Raw genomic sequence first — 8796 nt, forward strand, 5'->3', positions numbered from 1 at the left:
ACGCTACCTACGCCATGTTGGCTGGGGATCCCTCCATCCTCGACGAGCGGGTGCTCAACGGCCTCAAAGAGACCTATAACTCGCTGGGAGTGCCGATTGGGGCCACCATTCAGGCGATTCAAGCCATGAAAGAAGTAACCGCTGCCCTGGTGGGGCCTGAAGCCGGCAAGGAAATGGGTGTGTACTTCGACTACATCTGCTCTGGCCTGAGCTAACTGCCAGCGTCATTGCCTTGGCGTGAGGTTCATTGTCTAACGAGCATGACAGGCGATTTGCCGCAGGGATCTGGTGTGCTAACTGGGGTACGCGAGCTTTCTGAGGTGAGTCGCCTGTTTTGCTGGTCAAGTCAGTTCACTTTGCTGTCAACAGGGATCCTTTATCATGCGCCTGTTTAAGATCACGGCCTGTGTGCCCAGCCAAACCCGCATTCGCACCCAGCGGGAGCTGCAAAATACCTACTTCACGAAGCTAGTGCCCTACGACAACTGGTTTCGGGAGCAACAGCGTATCCAAAAGTCGGGTGGCCGTATCCTGAAGGTGGAGCTGGTTGCCGGCAAGCCTGGGATAGACGTAGGACTGCTGTAGTTCCCCTGCCTGTTTGCTGTTTCTCCTCCATACTGAGAATACCCCCAGCCAGATCCGACATGCCCAGCCTCAGGAGGTTTGCCCTTGAAGTTGGGCTAGCGGATCTGATTGTTTTAGGGGGGGGGAGGAGCTATGTCGTCTGACGTGCCAATCCGACTTGAGCCGATCATCGTGGCTCGCGACCTGAGCAAGGTTTACCCGGTAGCCATTAAGGAAGCGGGGGTGGTCGGTACGTTGCGCCACTTTTTTCGCCGTACCTATCACTACATCGCAGCGGTGCAATCCATGAGCTTCCAGATTCAGCCGGGGGAGGTGGTGGGTTTTTTGGGGCCGAACGGGGCAGGCAAGACCACTACCCTCAAGATGCTGGCGGGTCTCATCTACCCTTCCGGGGGCACGCTGCAGGTGGTCGGCCATATGCCCTACCGGCGGGAGCCAGCTTTTTTGCGGCAGATCACCCTGGTGATGGGCCAGAAGCAACAGCTTATCTGGGATCTGCCGGCCATAGATTCTCTGCGGATTAACGCTGCCGTTTATGAGATCCCGGAAAAGGAGTTTCGCGAGCGAGTGGGGGAGTTGGCGGAGCTGCTCGACCTGCAGGGCAAGCTGAAGCAGCCAGTGCGCAAGCTTTCTCTGGGGGAGCGGATGAAGGCGGAACTGCTGGCGGCCCTGATCCACCGCCCGCAGATCTTGTTTTTGGATGAGCCGACCTTGGGGTTGGATGTTAACGCTCAGGCCGCCGTGCGGCAATTTCTGCGGGACTACAACCGCCGCTACGGGGCAACAGTCTTGTTGACCAGCCACTACATGGCCGACATTACGGCGCTCTGTGAACGGGTGCTGGTGATCAGCGCCGGGCAACTCATTTACGATGGCGGCCTCGAGGAGCTGCGGCAGCGCTTTGCCCCCTATCGCGAGGTGAAGCTGGAATTGGCTCGCCCCTGCCCCCTCGCCCAATTGCAAGTCTATGGAGAGCTGCGCAGCGAGGGGGATCCCGGCAGCAGCTGTGAGGTGCGGCTGTGGGTGCGGCGGGAACACCTCACCCAGACGGTCGCCCAGCTCCTGGCGGATCTGGAGGTGCTGGACTTGACGGTAACAGACCCGCCGATCGAGGAAGTAATCAGGCGGGTGTTTGCGGAAGGGATCCCTGCAGCCCGCTCCTAGAGGAGCACTCCTGGCGGCAGACCATCAGATCTTCTGGGTGGCAGCCTGCCGTTGCTCAGCCGTCGAGCGGGCCGCGTGCAGAGCGGCGTAAAGCTTATTGAGGGCGTTCATATAGGCTTGGGCTGAGGCAACGATGATGTCCGTATTGGCGGCGTGGCCAGAGAAGACGCGATCCTCGTGGCGCAGGCGAATGGTGACTTCCCCCATGGCGTCGATGCCGGCGGTAACCGACTGGACGGAAAACTCGATTAACTTATTGGGGATGTTGACGATGCGGTTGATGGCTTTGTACACCGCGTCCACCGGACCTGTGCCCACGGCGGCGTCCACCCGCTCTTCACCCTCAGGGGTGATCAGGCGCACGGTGGCGGTGGGAGCCTCGTGGTTGCCGCACACCACTTGCACGTGCTCCAGGCGGTAGAGATCGGGTACCGGGCGGGTCTCGTCGTTGACGATTGCCTCCAGATCCAGGTCGGTGATCTCTTTCTTCTTGTCCGCCAGCTCTTTGAAGCGCAGGAAGGCTTTGTTCAAATCCTGCTCTGAGAGCTCGAAGCCCAACTCCCGGAGGCGGGTACGGAAGGCGTTGCGGCCCGAGTGTTTGCCCAGCACCAGCGTGCTCGATTGCAAGCCGATGGTCTGGGCGTCCATAATCTCGTAGGTCTGGCGGTTTTTGAGCATGCCGTCCTGGTGGATGCCCGATTCGTGGGCAAAGGCGTTGGCACCGACAATGGCCTTGTTGGGCTGCACCAACATGCCGGTGAGGTTGGAGACCAGGCGGGAGGTGCGGTAGATCTCCTGGGTTTTGATGTGGGTGAGGGGTTTTTCCGAGTCCACCGGCAGGCCAAAGTAGGGGTTGAAGTAACTGCGGCGCACGTGCAGGGCCATCACCAACTCTTCCAGCGCCGCGTTGCCGGCCCGCTCGCCGATACCGTTGATGGTCACTTCCACTTGCCGTGCCCCCTGCTTGATCGCCTCCAGAAAGTTGGCTACTGAGACTCCCAGGTCGTCGTGGCCGTGAACCGAGATAATGGCCTGCTTGATGTTGGGCACGTTCTCGCGGATGCCCTTGATCAGTTGGCCGAACTCCTCAGGCATGACATAGCCGACGGTGTCCGGGATGTTGATGGTTTTGGCGCCGGCCCGAATGGCTGCCTCGATCACCTGGTAGAGAAACTCCGGATCGGAACGGGTGGCGTCCATCATGGAGAACTCCACATCGTCCACGAAGGACTTGGCGTAGGCCACCATCTCTTCGGCAATTTGCAGCACTTCGGCGCGGGTCTTGCGCAACTGGTACTTGAGGTGAATGTCCGAGGTGGAGATAAAGGTGTGGATACGGGGCTTGGCGGCGGGTTTAAGAGCTTCGGCTGCCGCTTCGATGTCGGCCTTGAGGGCGCGGGCCAGGCTGCAAATGACAGGGCCGTCGGGGGTGCCCACCTGCTCGGCCACCTTCTGCACCGCCTCGAAGTCCCCGGGGCTGGCATAGGCAAACCCAGCTTCAATGATATCGACCCCCAGCCGGGCCAGTTGCCGGGCGATGGCCAGCTTCTCTTCGGTATTCAGCGTGGCGCCGGGACACTGCTCCCCGTCGCGCAGGGTGGTGTCGAAAATGAGCACGTGATCCAGAGCTTGGCCATCAAATGTGGAAACCGCCGCAGCATCCATAATCTTTTCGGACAACGAAACAGCGCTTTTTATTTTGACATCTTATTCTGGCACTGCTGGATGGAGTTTGGGATCGGGTTTGGAAGAGAGCTGGCGGGCTTCTGTCGGAGTGGCTGTAGGTCTTGCCATCTTTCTCTCGGGGGCGGAAGAGGTTGTGGGAAGGCGGATCCCGAAGGCTCAGGTCAGCAGGTGTTCGTATTCTCTCTCGTCAGGTGGGCCAGGTGGATCTGGCGCAGGGTGGGGCCGACGTAGCCAATGCAATCCAAGTAGGCCCTGATTTGGGCAGGGGTCAGCGGCTCTAGCATCAGCACAGGCGCCCCTTAGGTTGGCTTCGAGCGAGCATCTGGCCTATACCCTGGCCTTGCTGCGGATCCCTGGCCAGAGCCAGAAAAACAGTTTTTGGCGACGCCCCAACTCTCTACCACCAAAGAACAAAGCAAAAAGAGAATGCTACGATAGCGGCAAGAAAAAAAGAAGGCGAAGCGTTACATGGCAGAATATACTCGGTCGATTTCCTTTTACGGGCGGGAAATTGACATCAATATTGGGTTGATGGCTCCCCAGGCAGGTTGCGGAGTCTGGTTAACTTCTGGGGAAACTTCGGTCTTGGTTACGGCTACGCGACAACCCGGCCGGGCCGGTGTCGATTTCTTGCCTTTGCTGGTGGACTATGAGGAGCGGCTCTACGCTGCCGGGCGGATCCCAGGAGGCTACTTGCGGCGGGAAGGTCGGCCACCGGAGCGGGCCACCCTGATCTCTCGTCTTATAGACCGGCCCCTGCGGCCTTTGTTCCCAGAATGGCTGCGGGACGATGTGCAAATCGTGGCCACTACCCTCTCGGTGGACGACAAGGTGCCGCCCGATGTGTTGTGTATTTTGGGGGCCTCGCTGGCCATCCATGGTGCTCGCATCCCCTTCAACGGCCCGGTGGCGGCGGTGCGGGTTGGCTTGGTTAAAGATGAGTTCATCCTCAACCCCACCTATGCCGAAATCGAGGCCGGCGATCTGGATTTGGTGGTGGCTGGCTGTGCTGACGGCGTGATCATGGTGGAGGCCGGCGCCAACCAACTGCCGGAAAAGGACGTGGTCGAGGCCATTGAGTTCGGTTTCGAGGCCGTTCAAGAGCTGCTCAAGGCCCAACAGCAAGTTTTTGCCGATCTCAACATCACCCCTGTGGAGCTGCCCCCGCCCCCCCAAAACGAGGAGCTGATTGCCTTTGTGGCGGAACACGCCCAGGAGAGCATTCGCTCCATCCTTAGGCAGTTCCTAGACAAGACCAGCCGCGAGCAACAACTGGAGGCGATCAAGGCCAATCTGGAGGCCCAGATCCAGGAACGGCCAGAGGGGGATCCCTTGCGGCTCTACCTCCTGGAAAATCCTAAGGAATTGGACAACCAGTTCAAGGCTTTGACCAAAAAGCTGATGCGCCAGCAGATCTTGCAGGAGGGGGTGCGGGTAGATGGGCGCAAGCTAGACGAGGTGCGGCCAGTCTCTTGCCGGGTAGGCTTGATCCCGCGGGTACACGGCAGCGCTCTGTTCAACCGCGGCCTCACCCAAATTCTTTCCATCACCACCCTAGGTACCCCTGGCGATGCCCAGGAGTTGGACGATCTGCACCCGGTGGACGAAAAGCGCTACATGCACCACTACAACTTCCCCGGCTTTTCCGTGGGAGAAGTGCGGCCCTCACGCTCGCCAGGACGGCGGGAAATTGGACATGGGGCGCTGGCGGAGCGGGCCTTGGTGCCGGTGCTGCCCAAGGAAGAGGAGTTTCCCTACGTGGTGCGGGTGGTGTCGGAGGTGCTCTCCTCCAATGGCTCCACCTCGATGGGATCCGTCTGTGGCTCTACTCTGTCCTTGATGGATGCCGGGGTGCCGATCAAAGCGCCGGTCAGCGGTGTAGCCATGGGTCTAATTAAGGAAGGGGACGAGGTGCGCATCCTCACCGACATCCAGGGCATCGAGGACTTTTTGGGGGATATGGACTTCAAGGTGGCCGGCACGCGGGCCGGGATCACCGCTTTGCAGATGGACATGAAAATTACCGGCATCACCGTGGATGTGGTGGAGAAAGCCATCCTGCAGGCTAAGGCCGGGCGTGACTATATCCTCGACAAGATGCTGGAGGTTCTCCCAGCACCTCGACCCCAGTTGGCCAAAACGGCTCCCCGTCTGCTCACGTTCAAGGTGGATCCGGAAGATATCGGCAAGATCATCGGCCCTGGCGGCAAAATGGTGCGTAGCATCACGGAAGCGACAGGAGCCAAGGTGGACATCAGCGACGATGGCACGATCACCGTATCCTCCTCGGTAGGCGGCCAGGCAGAAGCGGCGCGGGCGATGATCGAAAACCTAGTGCGGCGGGTAGAAGAGGGGCAGGTGTACCTGGGCAAGGTGACCCGCATCATCCCCATCGGCGCCTTTGTGGAGTTCTTGCCCGGCAAAGAGGGCATGATCCACATCTCGCAACTGGCGGAGTACCGCGTTACCCGGGTAGAAGATGAGGTGGCTGTGGAGGATGAGGTGGTGGTCAAGGTGCGCAGCATCGACCACAAGGGCCGCGTTAACCTCACCCGTCTCGGCATTAGTCCCGAGGAGGCGGCACGGGTGCGCAACCATCACCCCTGAAGTTGCGGTCTTTCCCCAGCAACTGGGTGGGCAAGGGATCCTCTCGCCGGCCGTTGTCGGCGGCCAAGATGGCAGAGGAGGCACTCTTCAACTTGTTGGCCTCAACAGCCCCCTATGCCGAATCTCGCTGCTCCCCTTCTCGCTGGCCAAGGGCGTGATCCTCAAAAGCAACTGTCTCCCTCTCGGCGGCGACTGGGCTGGGCCTTGGCTTGGGGCCTAGGGTGGGCCACCTTGCTCAACCTTTCTGCCCAGCACCCTTTGTTGCTGCGGCTGGAGAGCGACGCCCAGGAATGGCTCTACGCTTGGCGCGGCCCTCAGCAGCCTTCCCCGGAGGTGGTGATCATCGGCATCGATGGCCGCAGCGATGGGCAGGGAAAAAATGGTGATGGCCAGCACAATGTTGACTTTCTCCTGGAACGGGCTAACTACGCTGGCCTGACCTTGCGCCTACTGGAAGAGGCCAAAGCCAGGGTGGTGGTGTTAAACCTGCCCAGTAGCTTTGTGGTGCCGCAGAATCTGGGTAACGAGGACCTGGATGCTCCCCTGCGTCAGGTTATCCAGCGCTACCCAGATCGCGTGGTCTTGGCTACCCGCAGCAGTGAGAGCTTTGGCCGTTCTGAGATCAACATCTACAACCACTTTTTGCCCTTTTCCTCCCTGCGGCTGGAGTACTTAGTGGCACCGGAACATGTCCAGGGAGTGGTGCAACACCGCCTGGACGGGGCTGGAATCCTGCGCCAGGCCCAGTTGCGGGGGCTTTACCTACGCCGCGACAGCCAGAAGGAGCAGATGTTTGCCTCGGCGGAGGCCTTGGCTTTTGCCAAGTACGACCCGGAGCGGGCCAGCCGCTGGTTGCGCGAACGGGGTTTGCAGCCAGTTCAATTCAACCCCCTTGGATCCCAGCACAGCATCCCTATCATTCCCATCGAGCAGATCTGTCCGCCGGTGATCTCCCAGACGGGATCTGGCTCCCCAACGCTCAGCCCCGGCCAAGCCTGCCGCGGCCAAGAAGGGATCCCTCCCCTCGACCCCAAAGTTGCCGACCAACTACGAGACAAAATCGTCCTAGTGGGCTTTGTGGGGGGGTACCCGGAGACCTTCCCGGTGCGGACGGTGGATGGATCCCAGATTGCGGCAGTCGAGCTGCAAGCGCAAATCCTCTCGAGCCTGCTCACCGGAGAGGTGTACCGATCCCTGCCGGCAGGGCTGGCGGCGGGGGTTGTCTTCCTGCTGGGTGCGGGAACGGGCCTGAGCTTGGTGCTCTATCGCCCCTCCCCGCGACAGAATTGCCGGGACTGGAAACAACAGCGGTTTCTCCTCTGGCCGGTGGTGGGGCTGACCGCTTATGAGGGGTGGGCCGTAACCCAATTTTTGCTGTGGCGTTGGATTTGGCCACTGACCTTGCCGGCTTTGGCTGTCGGCCTAGCGGGGGTGAGCCTGCTTCTGACCTTGGTAATCCTGGAGAACCAGGAGCGGCTCTTGGCCCAACAACAGGAACTGGAGCGTCTGCGCCGGGCCGAGCAGGAGGCCGCCATCGACCAAGCCCGCAAGCTGCTCTACCGCATTGCCACCGACATTCACGATCGTGAGCTGCAGGAGCTGAAGGTGGTGATGGACGAGCTGGAAAGCTTGCAATGGCAACAGCAGCAGGGTAAGGATCCCGATCCTGCCATTTACGATCGTCTGCTGGAACAACTGGAAAGGATCGGGCGAGGCATTCGCGAGCAGCTTAACGATGTGCGCACCCTGGCCACCAAGCTGCGCATTTCCCCTAGCTTGCGGGAGGGCTTGCACCGGGGCATTGACACCTATCTGGACGAGCTGATTCGGACGGGCAGCCTGACCTTGCCTGTGGAGCGCCATCTGCAACCTCTGGAGGAGCCCAATACTAGCGAGTGGTTTGACCAACGGGAGGATATCTTGCGCTTTTTGCGAGAGGCCATCGGCAATGTCATCGCCCATGTGCAACCTCCCAAGGGCAACGCCTCCTTCGTCAAGGTGTCGTTGGTGCAAAAGGAGCGCCACTGCTGCTTGTCGGTCATCAATGACGGCGTAGAATACGCCCCCAGCCCCGGTGGCGGCTATGGCAGCAAGGCCATGAATACCATTGCCCGCTACCTGCCCAAGGGATCCTGGCATCGCACCCACACCCCGGAGGGCTATACCTACGTCGAGCTGCACTGGGAGATGCCACTTTGAAAGACTTGGACAACACCGGGAAAAGGGAACTTTTGTCTGCATTGAGGCTTCTTTCTTGCCTAGCTGGTCGCCCAGCCCCAGCAGACCACAGGCATAGCTTCCCCCAGAGCTTGAGATACAGCCTGTTAAAGAGTTAAGGGGTACAGTAGCAACTCCGGCGCATGCCCAGGCAGGTATAGGATTCGCACACCTATCCCCCTAATCAATTCCTCAACTGCCCAACTCTTATGGATAGTTAATAATCACAACCTTCCTCTAGCTTCAGACATAACTCACTTCTCGAAGACTCCAAAACATCCCCTTTCCTCATTCCACCCTTGATGACACGACGGCCAACCGCACCTCTCAGGGAAATAGCTCGAATAACAGTATGCTTTTCCCCCTTACATCTCTGACGATAATGCTAAGCTCTTTGACCCCGTAAGCTGCGAGCTCCTCCCCGTTCTCTTCCCTCCCATACCCCTGTCTGGTCGAGGGCAATCAAGTCCTCGGCTGCAATATCCCTGCCTTCTTGACTATAAGCTAGTCGTTCTCTTTGCACCTCCTCTTCTTGGA

General features: G+C 59.6%; 5 protein-coding genes and 3 pseudogenes. 5 read left to right on the forward strand and 3 right to left on the reverse strand.

The genetic code is table 11. The features are described from left to right. The 3 genes and pseudogenes from NW835_RS05910 to NW835_RS05920 all read left to right on the forward strand — a co-directional run. A pseudogene (locus tag NW835_RS05910) lies at nt 1-215 on the forward strand (allophycocyanin subunit beta); the annotation flags it as partial. Nucleotides 216-381: 166 nt separating this feature from the next. Further along, on the forward strand, nt 382-585 hold the full coding sequence (locus NW835_RS05915) for a phycobilisome linker polypeptide (protein WP_414365520.1): 204 nt from the start codon (nt 382-384) through the stop codon (nt 583-585). A 132-nt stretch (nt 586-717) separates the two neighbouring features. Then, entirely contained in the window at nt 718-1749 is a 1032-nt protein-coding gene (locus NW835_RS05920) for an ABC transporter ATP-binding protein (RefSeq protein WP_414385622.1), read from the forward strand. Nucleotides 1750-1773: 24 nt separating this feature from the next. On the opposite strand, the gene NW835_RS05925 is transcribed toward NW835_RS05920, so the two are convergent. Then, complete coding sequence (locus tag NW835_RS05925) at nt 1774-3414, reverse strand: 2-isopropylmalate synthase (RefSeq protein WP_414365522.1); 1641 nt, start codon at nt 3412-3414, stop codon at nt 1774-1776. A 182-nt stretch (nt 3415-3596) separates the two neighbouring features. After that, a complete protein-coding gene (locus NW835_RS05930) occupies nt 3597-3719 on the reverse strand; it encodes a hypothetical protein (protein ID WP_414365516.1) in 123 nt (40 codons plus the stop codon). A gap of 184 nt (nt 3720-3903) precedes the next feature. On the opposite strand from NW835_RS05930, the gene NW835_RS05935 reads away from it, so the two are divergent. Both NW835_RS05935 and NW835_RS05940 read left to right on the forward strand, forming a co-directional pair. After that, complete coding sequence (locus NW835_RS05935; protein WP_414385619.1) at nt 3904-6042, forward strand: polyribonucleotide nucleotidyltransferase; 2139 nt, start codon at nt 3904-3906, stop codon at nt 6040-6042. Nucleotides 6043-6156: 114 nt separating this feature from the next. Continuing rightward, nucleotides 6157-7260 (forward strand): annotated as a pseudogene (locus NW835_RS05940) (CHASE2 domain-containing protein); the annotation flags it as partial. Nucleotides 7261-8390: 1130 nt separating this feature from the next. Here NW835_RS05940 and NW835_RS05945 read toward each other — a convergent pair. Then, nucleotides 8391-8796, reverse strand: a pseudogene (locus NW835_RS05945) (IS630 family transposase); the annotation flags it as partial.

The organism is Synechococcus sp. OH2 (assembly GCF_047462155.1).
Lineage (GTDB): Bacteria > Cyanobacteriota > Cyanobacteriia > Thermostichales > Thermostichaceae > Thermostichus.

Bases quoted from the DNA above. Each gene is read 5' to 3' on its own strand.
- NW835_RS05915 (WP_414365520.1), top strand. From the start codon at position 382: ATGCGCCTGTTTAAGATCACGGCCTGTGTGCCCAGCCAAACCCGCATT.
- NW835_RS05920 (WP_414385622.1), top strand. From the start codon at position 718: ATGTCGTCTGACGTGCCAATCCGACTTGAGCCGATCATCGTGGCTCGC.
- NW835_RS05925 (WP_414365522.1), bottom strand. From the start codon at position 3,414: ATGGATGCTGCGGCGGTTTCCACATTTGATGGCCAAGCTCTGGATCAC.
- NW835_RS05930 (WP_414365516.1), bottom strand. From the start codon at position 3,719: ATGCTAGAGCCGCTGACCCCTGCCCAAATCAGGGCCTACTTGGATTGC.
- NW835_RS05935 (WP_414385619.1), top strand. From the start codon at position 3,904: ATGGCAGAATATACTCGGTCGATTTCCTTTTACGGGCGGGAAATTGAC.